The organism is Pantoea sp. S-LA4 (assembly GCF_054482835.1).
Genome location: NZ_JBTLRC010000004.1, coordinates 248,632 through 269,406, shown reverse-complemented (window position 1 = coordinate 269,406; position 20,775 = coordinate 248,632). Strand labels below are relative to the sequence as shown.

General features: G+C 54.4%; 18 protein-coding genes and 1 riboswitch. Of the genes, 11 read left to right on the top strand and 7 right to left on the bottom strand.

The window, feature by feature from the left end; genetic code table 11:
• Window positions 1-53: 53 nt before the first annotated feature.
• Complete coding sequence (locus tag ACX3P5_RS21805) at window positions 54-875, bottom strand: Cof-type HAD-IIB family hydrolase (RefSeq protein WP_458969477.1); 822 nt, start codon at window positions 873-875, stop codon at window positions 54-56.
• 255 nt (window positions 876-1,130) lie between these two features.
• Here ACX3P5_RS21805 and ACX3P5_RS21800 point away from each other — a divergent pair, with 255 nt between their 5' ends.
• Both ACX3P5_RS21800 and ACX3P5_RS21795 read left to right on the top strand, forming a co-directional pair.
• Window positions 1,131-2,393: a DUF1479 domain-containing protein gene (locus ACX3P5_RS21800; RefSeq protein WP_458969379.1), complete on the top strand. Its 1,263-nt coding sequence runs from the start codon at window positions 1,131-1,133 to the stop codon at window positions 2,391-2,393.
• A 77-nt stretch (window positions 2,394-2,470) separates the two neighbouring features.
• A complete protein-coding gene (locus ACX3P5_RS21795) occupies window positions 2,471-3,220 on the top strand; it encodes a DeoR family transcriptional regulator (protein ID WP_458969378.1) in 750 nt (249 codons plus the stop codon).
• On the opposite strand, the gene ACX3P5_RS21790 is transcribed toward ACX3P5_RS21795, so the two are convergent.
• Entirely contained in the window at window positions 3,217-4,236 is a 1,020-nt protein-coding gene (locus ACX3P5_RS21790) for a LacI family DNA-binding transcriptional regulator (RefSeq protein WP_233988279.1), read from the bottom strand. The genes ACX3P5_RS21795 and ACX3P5_RS21790 overlap by 4 nt on opposite strands.
• 255 nt (window positions 4,237-4,491) lie before the next feature.
• On the opposite strand from ACX3P5_RS21790, the gene ascF reads away from it, so the two are divergent.
• The 6 genes from ascF to ACX3P5_RS21760 all read left to right on the top strand — a co-directional run bounded on the left by ascF (window position 4,492) and on the right by ACX3P5_RS21760 (window position 10,866).
• Window positions 4,492-5,940 (top strand): PTS cellobiose/arbutin/salicin transporter subunit IIBC, encoded by a 1,449-nt coding sequence (ascF, locus tag ACX3P5_RS21785; protein WP_336756105.1) that lies wholly within the window; start codon window positions 4,492-4,494, stop codon window positions 5,938-5,940.
• A 32-nt stretch (window positions 5,941-5,972) separates the two neighbouring features.
• The gene (locus ACX3P5_RS21780; RefSeq protein ID WP_336756104.1) at window positions 5,973-7,403 is read left to right on the top strand and encodes a 6-phospho-beta-glucosidase; all 1,431 of its coding nucleotides are present in this window, start codon (window positions 5,973-5,975) and stop codon (window positions 7,401-7,403) included.
• A gap of 106 nt (window positions 7,404-7,509) precedes the next feature.
• A riboswitch (TPP riboswitch) is annotated at window positions 7,510-7,612 on the top strand.
• Window positions 7,613-7,707: 95 nt separating this feature from the next.
• Window positions 7,708-8,403, top strand: a complete 696-nt coding sequence (tenA, locus tag ACX3P5_RS21775) for a thiaminase II (RefSeq protein ID WP_458969377.1) — start codon at window positions 7,708-7,710, stop codon at window positions 8,401-8,403.
• Window positions 8,400-9,146, top strand: coding sequence for an ABC transporter ATP-binding protein (locus ACX3P5_RS21770; protein ID WP_233988283.1), 747 nt, complete (start codon window positions 8,400-8,402; stop codon window positions 9,144-9,146). The genes tenA and ACX3P5_RS21770 overlap by 4 nt, the downstream gene beginning before the upstream one ends.
• Window positions 9,143-9,907: an ABC transporter permease gene (locus ACX3P5_RS21765; RefSeq protein ID WP_336756099.1), complete on the top strand. Its 765-nt coding sequence runs from the start codon at window positions 9,143-9,145 to the stop codon at window positions 9,905-9,907. Before ACX3P5_RS21770 ends, ACX3P5_RS21765 begins: the two co-directional genes overlap by 4 nt.
• Before the next feature lie 23 nt (window positions 9,908-9,930).
• On the top strand, window positions 9,931-10,866 hold the full coding sequence (locus ACX3P5_RS21760) for an ABC transporter substrate-binding protein (RefSeq protein WP_458969376.1): 936 nt from the start codon (window positions 9,931-9,933) through the stop codon (window positions 10,864-10,866).
• 36 nt (window positions 10,867-10,902) lie between these two features.
• On the opposite strand, the gene ACX3P5_RS21755 is transcribed toward ACX3P5_RS21760, so the two are convergent.
• Window positions 10,903-12,675, bottom strand: coding sequence for a sensor domain-containing phosphodiesterase (locus ACX3P5_RS21755; RefSeq protein WP_458969375.1), 1,773 nt, complete (start codon window positions 12,673-12,675; stop codon window positions 10,903-10,905).
• A gap of 164 nt (window positions 12,676-12,839) precedes the next feature.
• Window positions 12,840-14,051 carry an FAD-dependent oxidoreductase gene (locus ACX3P5_RS21750; RefSeq protein ID WP_458969374.1) on the bottom strand — a complete coding sequence of 404 codons (1,212 nt, stop codon included), beginning with the start codon at window positions 14,049-14,051 and terminating at the stop codon, window positions 12,840-12,842.
• A gap of 165 nt (window positions 14,052-14,216) precedes the next feature.
• On the opposite strand from ACX3P5_RS21750, the gene ACX3P5_RS21745 reads away from it, so the two are divergent.
• Window positions 14,217-14,516 carry a YicS family protein gene (locus tag ACX3P5_RS21745; protein ID WP_458969373.1) on the top strand — a complete coding sequence of 100 codons (300 nt, stop codon included), beginning with the start codon at window positions 14,217-14,219 and terminating at the stop codon, window positions 14,514-14,516.
• A 105-nt stretch (window positions 14,517-14,621) separates the two neighbouring features.
• Window positions 14,622-16,022, top strand: a complete 1,401-nt coding sequence (gene clcA, locus ACX3P5_RS21740) for a H(+)/Cl(-) exchange transporter ClcA (protein WP_233988290.1) — start codon at window positions 14,622-14,624, stop codon at window positions 16,020-16,022.
• Window positions 16,023-16,031: 9 nt separating this feature from the next.
• On the opposite strand, the gene ACX3P5_RS21735 is transcribed toward clcA, so the two are convergent.
• Both ACX3P5_RS21735 and ACX3P5_RS21730 read right to left on the bottom strand, forming a co-directional pair.
• Window positions 16,032-16,556 (bottom strand): phenolic acid decarboxylase, encoded by a 525-nt coding sequence (locus ACX3P5_RS21735; protein WP_262287746.1) that lies wholly within the window; start codon window positions 16,554-16,556, stop codon window positions 16,032-16,034.
• 623 nt (window positions 16,557-17,179) lie between these two features.
• A complete protein-coding gene (locus tag ACX3P5_RS21730) occupies window positions 17,180-17,695 on the bottom strand; it encodes an SRPBCC family protein (protein ID WP_458969476.1) in 516 nt (171 codons plus the stop codon).
• Window positions 17,696-17,865: 170 nt separating this feature from the next.
• On the opposite strand from ACX3P5_RS21730, the gene ACX3P5_RS21725 reads away from it, so the two are divergent.
• A complete protein-coding gene (locus ACX3P5_RS21725; RefSeq protein WP_458969372.1) occupies window positions 17,866-18,807 on the top strand; it encodes a LysR family transcriptional regulator in 942 nt (313 codons plus the stop codon).
• Window positions 18,808-19,127: 320 nt separating this feature from the next.
• Here ACX3P5_RS21725 and ACX3P5_RS21720 read toward each other — a convergent pair whose 3' ends face one another.
• Window positions 19,128-19,307 (bottom strand): con-10 family general stress protein, encoded by a 180-nt coding sequence (locus tag ACX3P5_RS21720; RefSeq protein ID WP_233988292.1) that lies wholly within the window; start codon window positions 19,305-19,307, stop codon window positions 19,128-19,130.
• Window positions 19,308-20,775: the final 1,468 nt, after the last annotated feature.

Sequence of the window (20,775 nt, the reverse complement as noted above, 5' to 3'; positions counted from 1 at the left end):
ATCGCTTCGTCACCCGTGGCGATAGTGTCGCTTTTCAGCAATGCCGCCGAAACTCAGTCGAACGGAAATTCGCGAGCCAGCAGCCGGGAGATGACATTCAGCGCGCCTTCATCATTGTTGCTCTGCGTCTGGTAGCGCGCTACGGCTGCCACAGCGTCAACCGCATTGGCCATTGAAAAACTGAAGCAGGCCTGTCGCAGCATCTCTATATCATTGGCGCTGTCGCCAATCGCCAGCACTTCACAGTCGCTGATGCCCCATTTTTCCTGCAGCAGTGCGATGCCGTGCGCCTTGTGGCAACCAGGAATGATCAGGTCGATGAAGCCAAAGCCACTGGAGACCGGATGCATGATGTTCTCCAGCTCGCCCAGCTTGTCGTGCAGCCGTTGCAGTAAGGCGTCCACGCCTTCATGCGCCAGATTAAGCGAAAATTTGAAAATGGTGTCATCGATATCATACAAATCGTCACGCTTTTCCAGCCGGTGGTAATGATTCGCCAGCATCGCCAGCACCTCATCAGACGCGGAGGAGTGCACATAAGCGCCGTTACGTCCGCACACCACCAGCGCGATATCGGGTTCATGCGCCAGAATATCGAGGATCTGATGGACTTTCTCTTTGGCTAACTCGCCGCAAAAAATTTCTTCATTGCAGTCCGAAACCCACGCACCGTTTTCCGCTACAAAGGCAATCTCATCTTTTATGTCAGGGAAATAGCGCTGTAGCTGATAATACTGATTTCCACTCGCGACCACGAAACGGATGCCCTTCTGCTTCAGCAGCGCATACTGACGTGCGAACCGCTGGACGTTGTACTGTTTGTTGTCATCCAGAAAGGTGCCATCCATATCCACCGCAATCATCTTAACCGCCATCTCGCCTGCCCCTTTACCTGCGCCGTCATTTCCTTTCGGCTGATTGATTTGATTCATAAAGCTTACTCGCTGTGTGGATTATTGAGAATGCTAATAGTGAGTTTGTTAACGGCTTTCAGAGCGTTCCGGTAGGGAACTTGTGTTACAGCGCACGTTTTTTATGGTTACAACGATGTTAATCTCAGCCGTAATTTACGAATGAAGGTTAATTACTTTTCATCCGTAACTCAACCCTGACACGTTAAGGAGCATGAGATGACAACGAATTTCCGGGCTACACCGCTTCCTGCCGACGTTAAAGCGGCTATCCGACAGATGAAACAGCAGTTACGCAGCCAGATTGGTGATGTCGAGGCGTTGTTCCGCCAGGTGTGCGAAAGAATCGAAGCGGCCATTGGTGAGGCAAAAGCGGAGGAACAACGAACAGGCAGCGCCTGGCCCGTTGTACCGATGCAGGCCATCGCCGAAGGACGGGTTTCAGATGAAAGCCGGGCGCTGATAAAACGCCGCGGCTGCGTAGTCATCAAACAACATTTTTCCCGCGATCAGGCACTGGCGTGGGATAAGTCGATGCTCGACTACCTGGAACTGAATCACTTTGATCAGCAGTATCGTGGTCCCGGCGATAATTTCTTTGGCAGTCTTGAGGCGTCACGGCCGGAAATTTATCCGATTTACTGGTCACAGGCGCAGATGCAGGCGCGTCAAAGTGATGCCATGACGCAGGCACAATCCTTTCTTAATCGCCTGTGGACCTTCGACTCACAGGGAAAACAGTGGTTCGATCCCGATGTCAGCGTGATCTATCCCGATCGAATCCGTCGTCGACTGCCAGGTACCACCTCGAAAGGATTAGGTGCGCATACCGACTCCGGCGCGCTTGAACGCTGGCTGCTGCCCGCTTATCAGCAGGTGTTTGGCAAACTTTTTAGCGGTGATTTCGACGCCTACGATCCGTGGGATGCCGCGCATCGCACCGAAGTGGATGAATATGATGTGCCCGACACCACCAAATGCTCGGTATTCCGCACCTTTCAGGGCTGGACCGCCCTGTCAGATATGATTCCAGGCCAGGGCTTGTTGCATGTGGTGCCGGTACCGGAAGCGATGGCCTATGTTCTGCTGCGTCCACTGTTAGCCGATGTGCCGGACGACGAGCTGTGCGGCGTAGAACCGGGTCGGGTATTACCGATTAATGAGAAATGGCATCCTCATCTGATTGCCGGACTCAGTTCCATCCCGGCTTTAGAAGCGGGCGATTCCGTCTGGTGGCATTGCGATGTGATTCATGCGGTGGCACCGGTAGAGAATCAGCAGGGCTGGGGCAACGTGATGTACATTCCGGCCGCGCCGATGTGCGATAAGAATCGTGCTTATGCCCGCCGGGTAGCCCAGGCGCTGGAACAGGGTCGTTCGCCCGCTGATTTCCCGCCTGAAGATTATGAAACAAACTGGCAGCAGCGTTTTACGCTGGCCGATCTGAATCAGAATGGTCGCCGGGCGCTGGATTTAGCCTGATTTATCACCGCGCCGGGGTCCGGCGCGGTCTTTTCCCTGTTAAACTGCAGCAACTGTTTTTTCTGCGAAACTGGCTTATGAATCCGCGACATCATCAGATTATTCAACTGGTTAATACCCGGGGTACCATTGCGGTCAGCGAGCTGGCACAGCTGACGGGTGTCTCTGAAGTAACGGTGCGTCAGGATCTTACTCTGCTGGAGCGCGATCGCTTACTGCGACGGGTCCATGGCTCAGCACTGGCGCTCGACAGTGACAATGTGGGCACCCGCATGAATACCCGTTATCCGGTCAAACAGGCGCTGGCTAATCATGCCGCCAGCCTGGTGGCAGCCGGTGAGTCGGTGTTTATCGAAGGCGGCAGCACCAATGCCTTACTGGCGCGCGCGCTGGCGGATCGCAGCGACATTACGCTGATTACCGTCAGTCATTACATCGCCCAGTTACTGCGTGAGGCCGCCTGTGAGGTGATTGTGCTGGGAGGCCTGCTGCAAAAAAGCAGTGAATCGATGGTCGGCCCGCTGACCCGTTACTGCATTCAGCAGATCCACTTTCATAAAGCGTTTGTCGGGATTGATGGCTGGCATCCGGAGAGCGGCTTCACCGGTCGCAATATGCTGCGCTGCGATGTGGTGGATGCGGTGCTGGCGAAGGGCATCGATAGCTATGCGCTGACTGACAGCTCGAAGTTTGGGCAGATTCAACCCTATCCGCTGTCGCCAGGCTATCAGGTCCGGCATCTGATCACTGATGATCAACTCGATGCCCTGACCCTGCAACAACTGAAGGAACGAGACATTGATGTGATTCAGGTCAGTCCCGACTAAGCACGGCGACCGGGCCCGTCAGAGAGTGAATCACGCAGTATCAGGCTGCCGCTGAACGGAGGCCTGGGCCGCCATTCCCCGCCATCCAGCATGTTCACCAGCCGGCCAATGGTTTCGTTAATCATTTCGGTGACCGGCAGTTTTACGCTCGACAGCGAGGGTGTGATATAGGGTGCCAGCGGAATATCGTCAAAGCCCATGACTGAGACCTGTTGCGGTACCGCAATGCCGCATTCAGTCAGCCGCTTGATAGCCCCAATCGCCATCTCATCGTTGCTGGCGACTATCGCGCTGAACGCCACGCCGCGCGCCAGCAGGTGATCCACCGCAACCATGCCGCTCTGTGCGGTCCATTTCCCTGTCACAATCCGCTGCGGCTCAGCCGGAATATCTGCCGCCTTCAGCGCAGCCTGATAACCGGACAGCCGTTCCATGCCGGTCGGAGAATCCAGCGAACCGGTAATAAACGCAATATCCCGATGACCGTGAGTGACCAGATGCGTCACCGCGCTGGCGCTGGTCGCGTGCTGATCGACATAAATGCAGTAGCTGTCATTGACGCGCAGGCGGCGATTGATCACCAGAATCGGCTGGCGGTGCTGGGAAATAATGGCATCCAGCGCATCGATAGAGAGAAAACGCGGATAAATAATAATGCCGTCACAGCGCAGATCGAGCAGGAACTGGATCGCTTCCCGCTCCTGCTCAGCGGTATGTTTACCATCGGCCAGAATAAGCTGACGGCCCTGCTGTTCCATCATCCGCGCCGAATGCGCCATCAGTTCAGCAAAGTAACTGCCGCTATACAGCGTATTGGTGATCACCAGCCCAATGGTCTGGCTGGACTGGGTCGCCAGATTACGCGCCAGCAGATTAGGCCGGTAGTCGGTTTCAGCAATCGCCTGTAGCACCCGTTCGCGCTTCTCCTGACCGACATAGCCATTACCGGACAGTACCCGTGACACGGTGGCTTTCGACACGCCCGCCCGAGCTGCTACATCCTGAATCGTTGCCATTTAACCTGCTCCTTCACTGCGCATGATTGCAGTCTACCTAAGCCTCTCATTGTTGGAAATATTTTCGCTGGCGTAACCGCGCCCGGCTCACGATTTCGGGGTGAGCTACATCACAAAATTTAAAAGTGGTGATTTTTAGCGCTTGTCGCCGTCAGTAAAGATCTTCATGATTTTGTGAAACCGGTTTCCTATTCGCCGCTGACACAGGGCAAAAAAACATAACACTGACCGATTACCCTACAGAGAAGATCCCCCATGCCCAGAAACTATGACGAGGTTTCACGCGCGATTGTCGACGCGTTAGGTGGCCTCACCAATATCGAAGCGCTTACGCATTGCATGACCCGCCTGCGCTTTGTGGTCAAAGATCAGACCCAGGTCGATTTCGTCCGGCTGAAGGCCATCGATGGCGTAATGGGCGTGGTACATAACGACACCCAATGCCAGGTGATCATTGGCAATAATGTTTCGCAGGCGTATCAGGCGGTGATGCAGCTCGGCTCGCCCTCCGCGTCCTCATCGGCACCGGTTAAGCGTAAGCTGACGTTGAAAGGGATCGGTGCCGGCATTCTGGATGCGCTGGTCGGCACCATGTCACCGCTGATTCCCGCCATTATTGGTGGGTCGATGGTTAAGCTGCTGGCGATGATCCTCGATATGGCGGGCGTGTTTGAAAAAGGTTCATCAACGCTGGTGATACTGAACGTCATTGGCGATGGCGCGTTCTTCTTCCTGCCAGTGATGGTAGCGGCCTCGGCCGCGCTGAAATTTAAAACCAACATGTCGCTGGCGATAGCCATTGCCGGCGTGCTGGTGCATCCCAACTTCATTGACCTGATGGCGAAAGCGGCTCAGGGCCAGCCGGTGGAGTTTGCCTTTATCCCGGTGACCGCCGTGAAATATACCTATACGGTGATCCCGGCACTGGTGATGACCTGGATTCTGTCGCACATCGAGCGCGGCGTGGATCGCATTACCCCAGCCGTGACCAAAAACTTCCTCAAGCCAATGCTGATTGTGCTGATTGCCGCCCCAATCGCGATTGTGCTGATTGGGCCGATTGGCATCTGGATCGGTAGCGGCATCTCAGCGCTGGTCTATACCGTTCACGGTTATCTCGGCTGGCTGTCGGTCGCCATCATGGGTGCTATCTGGCCGTTGCTGGTGATGACCGGGATGCACCGGGTTTTTACCCCAACCATCATTCAGACCATTGCAGAAACCGGTAAAGAGGGCATGGTGATGCCGTCAGAAATTGGTGCCAATCTTTCGCTGGGCGGTTCGTCGCTGGCGGTGGCATTCCGGACTAAAAATCGCGAACTGCGCCAGACCGCGCTGGCCGCAGCGGCATCAGCGATCATTGCCGGCATTTCGGAACCGGCACTGTATGGCGTAGCGGTGCGGCTAAAACGTCCGCTGATCGCCTGCTTAATCAGCGGCTTTATCTGTGGTGCGGTGGCCGGGATTGGCGGACTGGCCAGTCATTCAATGGCCTCGCCTGGCCTGTTTACCAGCGTACAATTTTTCGATCCCGCCAACCCTATGTCTATGGTCTGGGTTGCCGCCGTGATGGTGCTGTCGGTGGTACTGTCCTTTGTGCTGACGCTGATTTTAGGTTTCGAGGACATCCCTGAAACCGAACCGTCGCCCGCGCCAGCAGCAACGCCTGCATCCGAGCGCACCAACGCGATTAACGCTAACTAATGGGCCATGCTGACCCGAAAACAGAGGATGTCATGTCTGAATCAAGATTCCCGCAAGGATTTTTATGGGGCGGTGCGTTAGCCGCCAACCAGGCTGAGGGTGGCTATCGTGAAGGCGGAAAGGGCTTAACCACCGTTGATATGATCCCCCACGGCCCGCATCGGATGCCGGTGAAACTCGGGCTGGAGCGGCGTTTCACCCTGCGCGAGGATGAGTTTTACCCCAGCCATGACGCCATTGATTTCTATCATCGCTATGCGGAAGACATCGCGCTGATGGCGGAAATGGGATTCAGCGTATTTCGCACCTCCATCGCCTGGAGCCGGCTCTATCCGAATGGTGATGAACTGACGCCGAATCCGGAGGGGATTGCCTTCTACCGCGCGGTGTTTGAAGAGTGCCGGAAATACAATATCGAACCGCTGGTCACCCTGTGCCACTTTGACGTACCGATGCATCTGGTGACCGAATATGGCTCGTGGCGGAATCGCAAAATGATCGACTTTTTTGCCCGCTATGCCCGCAGCTGTTTCGAGGCCTTTGACGGTCTGGTGAAATACTGGCTGACCTTTAATGAGATCAATATCTTGCTGCACAGCCCGTTCTCCGGGGCCGGACTGGTATTTGAGGCGGATGAAAATCACGACCAGGTGAAGTACCAGGCCGCCCATCATGAACTGGTGGCCAGCGCGCTGGTGACCCGAATCGCCCATGAGATTAACCCGGCGAATCAGGTGGGCTGTATGCTGGCGGGCGGCAATTTCTATCCCTGGTCAAGCAAACCGGAAGATGTCTGGGCGGCACTGGAGAAAGATCGCGAAAACCTGTTCTTCATTGATGTGCAGGCGCGCGGATACTATCCCGCCTATGCGGCGCGGCTGTTCCGTGAAAAAGGAGTCAGTCTGGAGATAGCCGACGGCGATGCGGAAATCCTGAAAAACAGCGTCGATTTCGTCTCGTTCAGTTACTACGCCTCGCGTTGCGCGTCGGCGGAGATGAACGAGCTTAACAGCAGCGCCGCCAACGTAGTGAAGTCTCTGACTAATCCCCATCTGACGCGCAGCGAATGGGGCTGGGGCATCGATCCGCTTGGGTTACGCATCACCATGAATATGATGTATGACCGCTACCAGAAGCCGCTGTTCCTGGTGGAAAATGGCCTTGGCGCACGGGATACGATTAACGCTCAGGGTGAGATTGAAGATGATTACCGCATCAGCTATCTGCGTGAGCATATCCGGGCGATGGGCGACGCCATCGCCGATGGCGTGCCGGTGCTCGGCTATACCAGCTGGGGCTGCATCGATCTGGTGGCCGCATCAACCGGCGAAATGAGTAAACGCTACGGGTTTGTCTATGTGGATCGGGACGACCTTGGCCGGGGAACGCTGGCCCGCAGTCGGAAAAAATCGTTCTGGTGGTATAAAAAGGTGATCGCCAGTAACGGTGAAGATCTTGAGTGACAACGTCACTGGCTTAGCCCGCTAAACCGCAGCGGTTTAGCGGTGCCATCGGCTGTTGCAGGCCGGCGGCGTGCCGTTGTATTCCGCTGACAATTATCGTATAACAAACGTCTCCGAGGGGTGTCCTGTTATGGGCTGAGATGGTGCAAACCGAACCCTTTGAACCTGATCTGGGTCATGCCAGCGAAGGGACGGGTCGGCAGAGTCTTCTGCAACATCTCCTGCATCATTGCCTGTTCTTCACCGTATGCCCGGATCTCCCTGAGTTAACACTTTTCGTTAACCAACAGTCACTGGAGATCCCATGTCACTTTCACTTTTTGAAACCGGCTTTTATGGCCGCCTGCGACAACGGGCTGGCGATCACTGGCACGCCTATGTCTCTCACGATTTTGTGCAGCAGCTCGCTCAGGGCACGCTGCCAGCGGCCGCCTTTCGGCATTATCTCACCCAGGATTATCTGTTCCTGCTGCATTTTGCCCGCGCCTATGGGCTGCTGGTCAGCAAACTGCACGATCCGGTCGCGCTGCGAACCGCAACGGCCTCTCTCAATGCCATCGTCAATGAACTGCCGCTGCATCGGGCTTACTGCCAGCAATGGGGGATCAGCGAAGCCGCGCTGCTCAGTCAGACCGAAGCGGTTGAAACATTCAACTACACCCGCTACGTGCTGGATGTCGGCCACAGTGGAGATGCGCTGGAGCTGCTGACCGTGCTGATGCCGTGCGTTGCAGGCTATGCCGAAATCGGCCTGAGGCTGTTACAGGCTCCCGCCACGCTGTTCGACGGTAATCCTTATGCCGCCTGGATAGAGAATTATGGCGATGCCGATTATCTGGCGGGCGTCAGAGCCTCACTGGCACTGTTCGAAACGCTGGCCCGGCAGCGCGCCGGCGCAGCGCGTTTTGAACGGCTGGCAACCCTCTTCACCACCGCCACCCAACTGGAATCCGCCTTCTGGCAGATGGGGCTCAATCATCAATCCCCTTTGTCACCATGAGCGACTCAGGAGCATTACTGCCGCCCGGCATCTCAATCCGTGACCTTTGCGTCGATTTTGCCGCGCATCGGCTGTTTGACCGGCTCAGTCTGGAGATTCTCCCGGCAAGTTTCACTGCCCTGCTCGGTGCCAGCGGTATCGGAAAGAGTACCTTAATGCGCGTCATCGCTGGCCTGACGCCGCCGACATCCGGAGTGATTAGCGGCAGTGATGGCCTGCCGCTGGCTGGCCGGATCGCCTGGATGGGCCAGCAAGATTTGCTCTATCCGTGGCTGAGCATTGAGCAAAATGTCTGCCTTGCCAGCCGTCTGAAGGGTGAAAAACCGGACCGCCTCTGGGCGCAACATCTGCTGGAGCGGGTAGGTCTCCATCGTCACGCAACGGCGCGGCCCGCGACGCTCTCCGGCGGGATGCGGCAACGGGCTGCGCTGGCCCGCACGCTGTATGCGCGCAAACCGATCGTCCTGATGGATGAGCCTTTTTCCGCACTTGATGCCCTGACCCGCCATCAGATTCAAACACTGGCGGCGGAGGTGCTGGCACATCATACCGTTTTGCTGATCACCCATGATGCGGCGGAAGCCTGTCGGCTGAGCCATCAGATGCTGATACTCAGCGCCTCCGGTCTGGAATCCTGTCAGCCGTTGCCGGGCCAGCCGCCGCGCGTGCCGAACGATATCGGCGTCATAGAGAGTCAGGCAGCCCTACTGCAAAAACTGTCACTGTCAGAGGTGGCCGGATGAAACAGCTTAACGGTTTAGCCAGAATGTGGCGCGGCATCACCCTGTTTAGTGGACTGATTGCGCTGTGGTGGCTGATCACCCTGACGTCGATTCCGGCGTTTCTGCTGCCTTCGCCCGTTGCGGTGGCACAGGCGTTATGGGCGAACAAAGCCTGGCTCGGCTATCACAGCCTGATTACCCTCACCGAGATCCTCTGCGGGATGATCACCGGCGTCGCGCTCGGCGCTCTGCTGGCGCTGGGCATGACGTTTTCGCCGCGTCTGCAACGCTGGATGATGCCGCTGGTCCTCACCAGCCAGGCGATTCCGGTGTTTGCGCTGGCTCCGCTGCTGGTGCTGTGGTTTGGCTTTGGCATGAGCGCCAAAGTGGCAATGGCGGTGCTGGTGATTTTCTTTCCGGTAACTTCGGCCTTTTATGATGGTCTGCGGCGCGTGCCAACCGGCTATCTGGATCTGGCGCAGACGCTGGGCGCATCACGCGCATCGCAACTGCGTCACGTCAGGCTATTAGCTGCGTTGCCTGCCTTAGCCACCGGATTACGAATGGCGGCGGCGGTGGCGCCGATTGGCGCGATCATTGGCGAATGGGTGGGTTCAGCAGAAGGTCTGGGCTATGTGATGCTGAACGCCAATGCCCGGATGCAGAGCGATATCTGTTTTGCTGCGCTGTTTATTCTGGTGCTGATGACGCTGGCGCTGTGGCTGGCCGTCGATGCCCTGCTTCACCGCCTGATCGACTGGGCTCCTGAGAGTGCCTCATGACCTCTAATCTGCGAGATAAACCAATGCTAAAACCTGTTCTGTCAGCGCTGATGATCAGCGCCGCCCTCTCCAGCCCGCTGCATGCGGCGGAAAAACTGACCCTGATGCTCGACTGGTATATCAATCCGGACCATGCGCCGATTATGGTGGCGCAGCAAACCGGCGCGTTTAAAGCGGAAGGACTGGAGGTAACGATCGTGCCGCCCTCCGATCCATCACTGCCGCCGCGACTGGTGGCGGCGAAGCAGGCGGACCTGGCCATAACCTATCAGCCGCAGCTGCACTTTTTTGCCGATCAGGGTTTGCCGCTGATGCGGGTCGGCACGCTGATCAATACCCCGCTGAATACCCTGATTACTCTGGATAAGACCGTGAAAAAACCGTCTGATTTGAAGGGAAAGCGGATTGGCTATTCGGTTAGTGGCATTGAACAGGCGACGCTCGATACCATGCTGCAGCACGACGGCGTGAAGTCCAGCGAGGTACAGCTGATCAACGTTAACTTCCAGCTGACCAGCGCGCTGCTGACCGGCAAAGTCGACGCGGTTATTGGCGGCTATCGCAATATCGAAGCGCTTGAAATCAGGCTACAGGGTAAACAGCCGGTGGTGTTTAACGTTGAGGATTATGGCGTTCCCGCCTATGACGAGCTGATTATTGTCGCTAACCGCGACGACGCGCATTCGGAGAAAATTAAGAAGTTTATGCGGGCGCTAAAACGGGGTGTGGCAGAATTAAAAGCGCATCCGGAAGCCAGCTGGCAGGCGTTTGCTGGCGCGCATCCTGAACTGAATACGCCATTAAATCATCAGGCGTGGCGGGTCTCACTGCCGCTGTTTGCAGACGACCCGGTTAAGCTGGACCGCGCCCGTTATCAGGCCTATGAGCAATTTTTATATGATAACCATCTGATCAAGCAAATCACCCCGGTTGAGCACTACGCCATCGGCGGTGACTGACCGATGAAGCCCGCAGCGGTGGCTGCGGGCTTCACATCAGAGCGGTTTCTGATACAGCCAGTGCTCAATATCACTGGCGGGCAGCGGTTTAGAGAAGAAGTAGCCCTGGATTTGATCGCATCCGTACTCCTTCAGTAACCCCAGCGTTGCCTCAGTCTCAACCCCTTCAGCCAGCACGGTATAGTTCAGCTCTTTCAGCATCTGAATAATCCGTTTGACGATGATTTTTGACGAGTCATCTTCCGCCATCCGGGAAATCAGCGACATGTCGATTTTGATCACGTCCAGCGGAATATCCTGCAGGTAGCTGATGTTACTGTAGCCGGTACCAAAGTCATCCAGCGAGATGACAAAGCCGTGCGATTTCAGCGCTTCCAGGCCATGAATAGCGATGTTATTCCCGGTGATCAGCTCATTTTCCAGACACTCAATGCCAATAACCGAGGCGGGCAGTTGCGCTGCCTGCAGTTTCGCCACCAGCGAATCGGCAAACTCTTTTTTCGAGAAATCCCGCTCGCTGACGTTAATCGACACCGGAATCAGGGTGTATTCACGGTTCCAGCGCGCCAGCTGATCGATAACATGGTCGATGACCCAGTTAGTCAGATCGGAAATCAGGTTGGTTTTGCCGGCTAAGGGGACGAACTCCGACGGGAACAGTTCGCCACGTTCTGCATGATGCCAGCGAATCAGGGCTTCCAGCCCCACCGTCTTGCCACTTTTCAGGCAGACTTTGGGCTGATAAGCCAGGTAGAGACCTTCATCTTTTTTCAGCGCCAGCGCCAGATCGTTCATGATCATGAAATCTTCAGTCCGGCGGGTATCGTAGCTCTCATCAAAAGACATTGTGCTGATACCTTCATCAATCGCTTCGTGCAGCGCACTGACCGCCTGACGGACCATCTCATTGGCACTGACCTGACCGGGCACAAAATCAGTTTCGCCGGTAAAAATATCCAGATCGAGGGTAATATTTTCTGCCAGATCCGCCTTCATCCCCTGCAGCACCTCAATCATGCTGTGTGCGGTATAACGACCTGACCAGGGCTGGATCACCGCAAAACGGCCGGGCGCGAATGAGTAAAGCGTTTCGCCCGCAGGCAAATCAAGCCGCGCAGTGACCTGCTCCGCCATCTGTCGCAGCAGTTTTTCCATCGGCGCGATGCCCACGGTGCGCGACAATTCATAGGCGCGTGGGATATCGATGCAGTCGATCAGGATCAGACGAAAGCGACTGTGGGGTGCGGTGACCGACAGTTGCTGAATATCGCGGATCAGCCGTGGCCGGTTAGGCAGATGGGTGATGACATCGGCGAAACCGGCATTGTTCCAGGCATCGAGAAACGAGGTCACCAGTCGGGCCAGCAGCTTCAGCGTGTCGAGCTTCTCTGCACAAAACGAATGCGGCTGAGTGTCAGTGACGCACAACGTACCCAGCACCGCACCGTCGAGGTTCTCAAGCGAAACCCCGGCGTAGAAACGGATATGCGGCTCACCTTCCACAAACGGGTGCACAGCAAAGCGTGAATCCAGCAGAGTGTCGAACACCACCAGATGCCCTTCGCCATCGATAACGTGGCGGCACAGGGACTCATCGCGGGTCGACTGTTTAAGGTCGAAATTGCGCGAGGCCTTAATATATTGATTATGGTCGTCAATAATCGAAATAAAACTGCCGGAGATCCCTAATACCTGGCTGGCCAGATGAACAAATTCCTCCAGCACCTGATCGCGGGTTTCATCAGGTGACAAGAGTGCTTTGACCGCATTGAGACGTTTTTCGTCACTGCCATTTTGATCGTTATGCACTGAAATATCCCCTATACAGGCGCAAAACCGAAAATAATCTCGCTTAATAAGACTTAATTAGCGCCCAAATTTCAGACAGGTAGCGATGCAGGCTGACATTAATTTCAGCGTGAAACAGTGTCGCATGATATCTGATCGCTGTCGAAACCATTTACTTCTTTCCTTTACTTGTGCAACAGCGGCGTTTCAGTACGGAAACCCAGCCCAATCAGTCGGCCAAAGACAAAACGCAGAAACGGCAGGCGGCGGATTATCGCCGGGATTTTACTGCCCTGGGTCGATTTGCGTCTGGCCTTATTACGGCTCATTTTAATTTGCAGGAATTGCGTCGCCACCGTGGGAAATTGCCGACGCTGCTGGACCTTTTCCAGATCGCGCAGCGTCAGTTCACCGGCCAGCAGCGGCCCGGTAAGCAGATTGGCCGTCGCCACCGCGTCCTGAATCGCCAGATTGACGCCAACGCCACCAATCGGTGACATCGCATGAGCGGCATCACCAATGCATAACACGCCAGGCCGGGCCCACTTATCCAGCCGGTCAATGCGAATCGACAGCAGCTTAAACTGATCCCAGTGAGTGATTTCGTTGATGCGTCCGGCACCAAACGGCGAAATCGCCGCAACTTCAGCAAGAAAAGTCTCAAGGCCGGCGGCTTTTTTCGTCTCAAATTCGCCTTTCGGAATCGTCAGGCCGCACTGCCAGTAGTCACCGCGATCGATCACGATAAAGTTTTGCCGCGGACCTTTGTGTCCCATGCCAGACACCGGATCGTCTGGCTGTTTGCTCAGCCGGAACCAGATAACATCACGCGCAACGCCGAATGTCTGGCTGGTGAGTGCGGCTCGCGCTCTGACCTGTGAGTGACGACCATCGGCGCCGATCACCACTTTGCAGCGGATATGCAGTTGCTGATCGCCGCGGCTGGCGATCACGCCGCTGACGCTGTCATGATCGTAGAGAAAATCTTCAAACGCCGTTGATTGCAGCAGCGTAAAGCCGGGGTAGCGGGCGCTTTCTGCTGCAAGGAAATTCAGGAAATCCCACTGCGGCATAAAGGCGATAAAACGGCACTGCACCGGCAGTCGCGAGAAATCCGCCATGGTGATGTTCTGGCCCGCGATCTCCGCCTCCAGTTTTTCCGCGCACTGATGCGGCAGCTTCAGTAAACCTTCTAATAAACCGAGCGCAGCCATGATCTCCAGCGTCGAGGGATGAATGGTGTCGCCGCGAAAATCGTGCAGGAAATCGGCGTGCTTTTCGATGACGACGACCCTAAGACCCGCACGGGCAAACAGATAGCCCAGCATTAATCCGGCCGGGCCGCCGCCGACGATACAACAATCTGCGGCAAGAATTTCAGTGGAATGTGGCTGCATCTCTGCTCCCTGTAGCGCCAGTATTGCTATGATTAGTGAGTCAATTGCGGCTCGTTGACTGCAATCCGTTAACGATATTGCTTTCAGGCTAATCACTCATCGCAATGAATGCTAACTGAAAACGGCTGAAGACCCGCTCAGATCTGCAACCCTCCGGAGATCATCATGATTAAAGTGGTACGCACCGCCCTGATTATTTCACTGCTGTTTAGCCCGCTGGCGATGGCTAAATCGGCTTATGAAACGCTGAAGTTTGCCCTTCGGGAACAGCAGATTACCGATGATTTGCGTCAGAAATGCCAGTTGCCACCCGACCTTTCAGATGACGCCCTGCGCCAGACCTTCCTGAATGACCCGCAGGATAAAACGCCGTTAATTGCGGCAGCGCAGGCGCTTAAAAATAACGATAACTCAGCCTACCGCGAACGGATGGCCCAGGTGGTATGTCCACCGCAGGCGGGATAACCGGCAGCGCTTCAGATCGGCAAGGCATTCGCATGATGTTTTGTATTCCCGGCGTCACTCAGTACACTGTGAGGTCTGGTCTGATACAAACAAGAACTTTCCCGCATGAATGAAGAATCACCGCAGTCGGTGTATGTTCCCCGCACGCTGGCTGCGCGCAGCCGGATGTTTCGTGCTTTGCTCTATCGCGATAAAACCCCACTGGCGGTGCTGTTCTGTGCCGCGCTGGTTGGTACGCTGGTCGGTCTGGCTGGCGTGGCGTTTGCCAGCGCAGTTCAGGCGATACAGCAGTGGCGAGCTGATAACATCTCTCCGGCGCTGCTGCAGGGCGCGTCGCTCTATGCAGTCGCGTTTGCAGTCTCAGCCGTTCTGGCGATGGTCGGCTATTTTCTGGTGAAGCGTTTTGCCCCTGAAGCGGGCGGCTCAGGCATCCCTGAAATTGAAGGGGCGCTGGAGGAGTTGCGACCGGTGCGCTGGTGGCGAGTCATTCCGGTGAAGTTTTTTGGCGGTCTGGGCACGCTGGGCGCCGGAATGGTGCTGGGCCGGGAAGGCCCTACCGTTCAGCTGGGCGGCAATATTGGCCGGATGGTGATTGATATCATTGGGCTGCGCAGCAACGAGACGCGTCATACGCTGCTGGCGACCGGGGCGGCGGCGGGTCTGGCAGCCGCCTTTAACGCGCCGCTGGCCGGTATCCTGTTTATTATCGAAGAGATGCGCCCTCAGTTTCGCTATAACCTGATCTCGATAAAAGCGGTGTTCACCGGGGTGATCATGGCGAGCATCGTTTATCGCTGCTTTAACGGTGAGCAGGCGGTGATCTCGGTGGGCAAACTGGCAGATGCGCCGGTACAGACGCTGTGGCTCTATCTGGTGCTGGGGATGGTGATTGGCCTGGTCGGTGTCGCATTCAATCGTCTCATATTTCTGACACAGGATCTGTTTGCCCGCCTGTATGCCGGTAAAACGGCTCGCGTCCTGCTGGCTGGCGCGCTGCTCGGTGGCGGCTGCGGTGTGATGTCACTGCTGTTTGCGCCGGGCGCGGGCGGCGGTTCAGAACTGATTCCTCAGGCGGTACATGGAATCTTTCCTCTCGCTCTGTTGCTGCTGATTTTTATCGTCCGGCTGATCACCACGCTGCTTTGCTTTGGCTCCGGTGCGCCGGGCGGCATCTTTGCGCCGATGCTGGCGCTTGGCACGCTGCTGGGTACTGCGTTTGGGGTGGTGATGACCGGGCTCTTCCCGCTCTACCAGCTCGATCCTGGTACCTTCGCTATCGCCGGTATGGGTGCGCTGTTTGCCGCATCAGTGCGTGCGCCGCTGACCGGCATTGTACTGGTGCTGGAGATGACCGATAACTACCAGCTGATTTTGCCGATGATTATTACCTGCCTGGGCGCCACGCTGCTGGCACAGTTTCTTGGCGGCAAACCTCTTTACTCCTCAATACTGGCCCGGACGCTGGCACGGCAGTCGCCGGTTACCCGCCCGCAGCAGGACGGGTAACCTTATCGCTTACTTACCGTCAAAAAAGTCGCTGGGCAACTGGCCCGGCGCTTTATTGATCACCTCATCGTTGTCTGCGCCCTCATTTTTCATATAAGTGACCTCAGCAAACTCAGGAATAATGACGTAGGGATAAGCGGGACCTTCATCGCGGAAGCGATGCATGTCTTCTATAAAATCGTTCTGATAACAAATCGTCTTCTCCGGATGCTGACCTTCGCCAGCAATCCACTGCGGGAAAAAGATGGTGCCGTGAACGATCTTACGTGACAGATCAAACAGCAGGCTGACGCAGGTTCCGGTAGGTTCATGCCAGTCAACCTTATAAATGCCTGGCGCAAACTGCACCGCATTCATTTTCTGATTAGTCACCCAGCGACCGCCCACCAGCCCCTGATGAATGCGGTAATCGCAGGTGGTTTCATTACGTGCATACCATTCATATTTCCAGCCGTTGTCGTAGGTGTAGACAAAGTGCGTGCCGACAAACTGAGACAAATCAGTGGAAAGCGTGTTAATGGAATCAGAGCTCATATTAGTCCCTTACATCATCAGATATTTTTAAAATAACGGGAAAGTAACAGGCATTATTCATCAACCAGGTAATTCACCCTGGATTAATTAATATGGCTCAGGAAATTATTTTTACCATGTGAAACTGTAAAAAATGGCAAGATGCGGCTGGCTGAAAGTTTCTTTTTAAAAAAACCTCAGGAACAGGACGTGCTTAACACAATGATATAGATACAGTTTATATTACATATTTCAGCAGGATTTATTTACACTTCATCACAACTAATATCGTCGTTTTCATAGCACTCCTCTCCGTAAATTAACAGCCTGAAAACGATTTAATTTCAGATTACAGAGTGAGACCTGCCAAACGTTATTCCTTTAGGAATATTTTGAAGCAGGCGTCATCGTCACGCATCAGCAAAAAAATTCTGGCGCGACTGCGATGAGCCTTTGTCATGGTCCTGATTTTCCGTAAGTGCCGGGAGACGGATAGCCGCAGCGCAAGGCCTCTCTCCGGCAACCGATCAATCGCAACGGATGTCGATAACATGGCGGGCGCACTGTTCGGTGCGCGAATCTGCCGCTGGCTAAAGGGATGGCAGGTTTGGGTCTGAGCATGAAGGCGGATCAGCTCGTCCGGCTCAGGCTTTAGCCGATGTTGCCGCAGCCACCAGCCCATCCAGCCACTCCTGATGTCCATTGATCATCGGATTTGGTTTGGTGACGGCTAACTCGCGGGCCGGTTGTCCGTTTTGCGTCTCCTGAGTCAGAATCCGTACCCGGTTACCCGGCAGAACTTCAATCAGCCAGGCATGCAGCACATCAAGGCGATCGGCGGCACCGGGTTCACCTGCCCAGCCATGCCAGGCCAGACGTGCGGCCTCACCTTCAGCTGGCGCCACACATTCAGTGACCTGCGCTTCTACCGGAAAGCCAAAGGTCTCGAAATAGAAGCGCACGCCCTGCTCCAGCACCGGGCCTTTATGGTCATAGAAACGAGCATTGGCTGAATTGGCATAATAATCAGACCAGCGCACCGGTTCACTCAGTAAGTGCCAGATATCTTCGACGGTCAGATCCTTCACGATCACTTCATTCGAGCAAAAGTTATCGGTGTAACCCGGGACAAAACCTTCTGGCCAGACAATTGCGTTCATTTTCATTTTTTCGACCCTCATTCAGTTTGGAAGCTGCATCGCCGGGTGTTGCAGCGGACAGGCTTAGTGTCGGGCGAGCCATGAAATAACGCCAATCGCAATATATTATCTATGATATTATTTTAACTAATATCATAATGCCAATGCTGGCTGGCCGGTTGTGAGGAAAAATGGGCACCACACTTCAGAACGTGGATTTGAATCTGTTGAAAGCGCTGGATGCATTACTGGATGAGCGCAGCGTGACCCGTGCCGCTGAACGCCTGTCGCTGACCCAACCAGCGGTAAGCGGCATGCTTACCCGGTTGCGTGAGAGCTTTAATGATCCGCTGTTCACCCGTGCGCAGCGCGGTATTGTGCCGACGTTGCGGGCGCTGGAACTGGCTGGTCCGGTTAAAGCGATTCTGGCGGAAGTGGATGAGCTGCTCCAGCCGCAACAGTTTGATCCGTTAACCGCTGAAATGACGATGCACATCGCAGCGACAGATTATGCGCTGCGTGCAGTCGTTGTCCCGTTCATGGCTCAGCTGCGGCGCGAAGCGCCCGGAATCCGGGTTGCTGTGGTGCCGGTCAATAATGCGACATTGCAGGAGCAGTTTGAGCGCGGTGAGGTGGATATGGCCTTGCTGACGCCGGATACGACGCCACAGGAGTTGCATAGCCGGCGACTGTTCGACGAAGAATATGTGTGTCTGCTACGCGACGATCACCCACTGGCAGCAGACGGACCGCTCACCCTGGATGCCTTCTGTGCGTATGATCATGCGCTGGTTTCTTATCCCGGCGGGAGTTTCTCTGGCGTCACCGATGAGGCGCTGGCAGCGCTTGGCCGCCGCCGCCGGGTCACGCTCTCTGTCTGCAGCTTTCTGGTATTACCCGACATTCTGCGGCTGAGCGACTTAATCAGTGTGGTGCCGCGTCGCCTTGCGCTTAACGGAGCCGGTCTGATCATCCTGCCGCCTCCTCTGCCTGTTGCTGGCTTTACCAAAACCCTGGCCTGGCATGAACGCACCCATCGTCATAAAGGCCATCAGTGGCTACGCCAGTTGCTGATCTCGACGGCCAGCGAGGCGACAGATTTGGTTACATCCACGACTCGTTCAGTAACATAAGCGCAACGGAACAGGATTTTTCAGCTCTGGTGGGCGTTAAAAGTGATGACAGAGAAATAATCATATCGAAGGGTTTAGCGCTATGCTATTAAACCAGAGGGATTTATTGATTACAGAAGAATGAAAAACTCAGAAAATAACGAAACGGCGAATCTGATAACATTAAACAGAGAGTAATCAGGTTTAACTAACCGGAAAATAAGATGACGCTGCAGGTGACGGAAAAATAACGAAGCGTTTTTTTTATATCGAAACGGTAAAACGACAGGCCCCGGCAGAGCGCCGGGGCTGATGGTTAAAAAGACCCTATAGTCGGCTTTTTATTCGGACTTACGTCCACCACCATGGCTGTTTTGGCCACCTTTTTTACCGGCTTCTGAAGCCTTTTCACGGTCATTAGCGAAGTTACCGCCGCTGTTATGTCCGCCTTTTTTACCTGCTTCAGATGCTTTCTCACGATCCTCTGCGAAGTTACCTGAACCACCACGATGTTCGGCCATAATTTCCTCCTGAACATATTGTCATTTGATTAATGGCAACCAGCATAATTCTATTACGCCAGCCGTTTTCGTGTTGCAGTGATAAGTCTAGCCGGGCCTTTGCGACCTGCAAGGCTATTACAAACAGCGGGGACGGATTTCTATTTAGGCGAAGCGATAGCGATATATCCGCAAGCAAAACGGGAAGCGGTTAAAAGTATATTGATGATAATAAGTTACTCGTCATCGATATATGTTTTTCCTCTGATAGCGGGTTAACATTTTTTTACTTTTGATTAAAAAATTAAACGCGATGTAAAACGTAGCGGCTTACGACTGGCGGAACTGAACAGCAAAAAGCGGGCCTGAAAAAGCGCTCCCTGGGTCATCGAAACGTTGATCAGCACATCCTCAGGCCGGTTATGACTGGCCGCACCCGCTGACGTGAGCGCGATTGTGAAAATGAACGCATCTGTCTCAGGTCGATCAGCCAGCACGACGCATTCTGGTATCCGGTTTCGCCCGACTGGAAGTGCTGATGCTGCACATAGAGGAAGTAATAAAGAGATTCAACAGGAAGAAGATTACCAGCAACGACAGTAACAACGAGCCGATACCCGGCTATGCACGAGCTGGAGATGAAAAGGATCACTGTTGCTGAAAGGAAAGTTAGCGTGCAGTCCGCAGTGTGACCGATACTTTTACCCATAACACCATGCTTTATCGTCAGCGGCTCCAATGATAAAAGCCCTGACTGAGATAGCCAGGGCTTTTAAGGTACTGCCAATTTAACATTTACCATTAACGAACTTAATTGAGACTTACTGCTTAGGTACTGCTATTTATGAACAGGTCCTGCGGATAATAACGAATACGAAATGTCACTCATTATCATTAGCGGTTTTCACCACCTGATAGTCTTTTATGAGACAAAGACAGGTCAGGCCCGGATAAACCTGCACCCCCCCATCGCGATATATACTCTTTGATGCGTTGCCTTACTTTCATTACGACGTTTAAACCGCAATCGTATCCTGTCGTAACGTAAACGTTCAGAACTACGAGGCCTTACATCATCGCGACTACTTCTTACTTCAACTTCAAGCACTTACAACAAACTTACTACAACACAACATACTGCTACAGAATCTAACGGTAACGCGATACAACAGTGCTATTAATAAATGACTCGATATAACAGGAGTGGTGACTAATTTAACTCAACCTTCAACTTACTATTTCTCTATCAGAGACGGCTTGTTTACCTCTGATGTGTCTTACTTTACGTTTTTAAATTTCAAAGTCAACACTGTTTTTAAAGACATGTTTATATCGTCAGTAGCGCCAGCGGGTCAGAAATAGCCCTTGGGAGCCAGGCATAATAAGCCGCAGCTTTTAACAACGCGGCTAAATATAGATCTCTAACCTATCAACCATTAATAATTAGCTGGGTGATTATATCATTTTGTGATGCCTGTTTACTTCAGCG

Coding starts and splice junctions, on each gene's coding strand:
- ACX3P5_RS21805 (WP_458969477.1), bottom strand. CDS start 875: ATGGCGGTTAAGATGATTGCGGTGGATATGGATGGCACCTTTCTGGAT.
- ACX3P5_RS21800 (WP_458969379.1), top strand. CDS start 1,131: ATGACAACGAATTTCCGGGCTACACCGCTTCCTGCCGACGTTAAAGCG.
- ACX3P5_RS21795 (WP_458969378.1), top strand. CDS start 2,471: ATGAATCCGCGACATCATCAGATTATTCAACTGGTTAATACCCGGGGT.
- ACX3P5_RS21790 (WP_233988279.1), bottom strand. CDS start 4,236: ATGGCAACGATTCAGGATGTAGCAGCTCGGGCGGGCGTGTCGAAAGCC.
- ascF (WP_336756105.1), top strand. CDS start 4,492: ATGCCCAGAAACTATGACGAGGTTTCACGCGCGATTGTCGACGCGTTA.
- ACX3P5_RS21780 (WP_336756104.1), top strand. CDS start 5,973: ATGTCTGAATCAAGATTCCCGCAAGGATTTTTATGGGGCGGTGCGTTA.
- tenA (WP_458969377.1), top strand. CDS start 7,708: ATGTCACTTTCACTTTTTGAAACCGGCTTTTATGGCCGCCTGCGACAA.
- ACX3P5_RS21770 (WP_233988283.1), top strand. CDS start 8,400: ATGAGCGACTCAGGAGCATTACTGCCGCCCGGCATCTCAATCCGTGAC.
- ACX3P5_RS21765 (WP_336756099.1), top strand. CDS start 9,143: ATGAAACAGCTTAACGGTTTAGCCAGAATGTGGCGCGGCATCACCCTG.
- ACX3P5_RS21760 (WP_458969376.1), top strand. CDS start 9,931: ATGCTAAAACCTGTTCTGTCAGCGCTGATGATCAGCGCCGCCCTCTCC.
- ACX3P5_RS21750 (WP_458969374.1), bottom strand. CDS start 14,051: ATGCAGCCACATTCCACTGAAATTCTTGCCGCAGATTGTTGTATCGTC.
- ACX3P5_RS21745 (WP_458969373.1), top strand. CDS start 14,217: ATGATTAAAGTGGTACGCACCGCCCTGATTATTTCACTGCTGTTTAGC.
- clcA (WP_233988290.1), top strand. CDS start 14,622: ATGAATGAAGAATCACCGCAGTCGGTGTATGTTCCCCGCACGCTGGCT.
- ACX3P5_RS21735 (WP_262287746.1), bottom strand. CDS start 16,556: ATGAGCTCTGATTCCATTAACACGCTTTCCACTGATTTGTCTCAGTTT.
- ACX3P5_RS21730 (WP_458969476.1), bottom strand. CDS start 17,695: ATGAACGCAATTGTCTGGCCAGAAGGTTTTGTCCCGGGTTACACCGAT.
- ACX3P5_RS21725 (WP_458969372.1), top strand. CDS start 17,866: ATGGGCACCACACTTCAGAACGTGGATTTGAATCTGTTGAAAGCGCTG.
- ACX3P5_RS21720 (WP_233988292.1), bottom strand. CDS start 19,307: ATGGCCGAACATCGTGGTGGTTCAGGTAACTTCGCAGAGGATCGTGAG.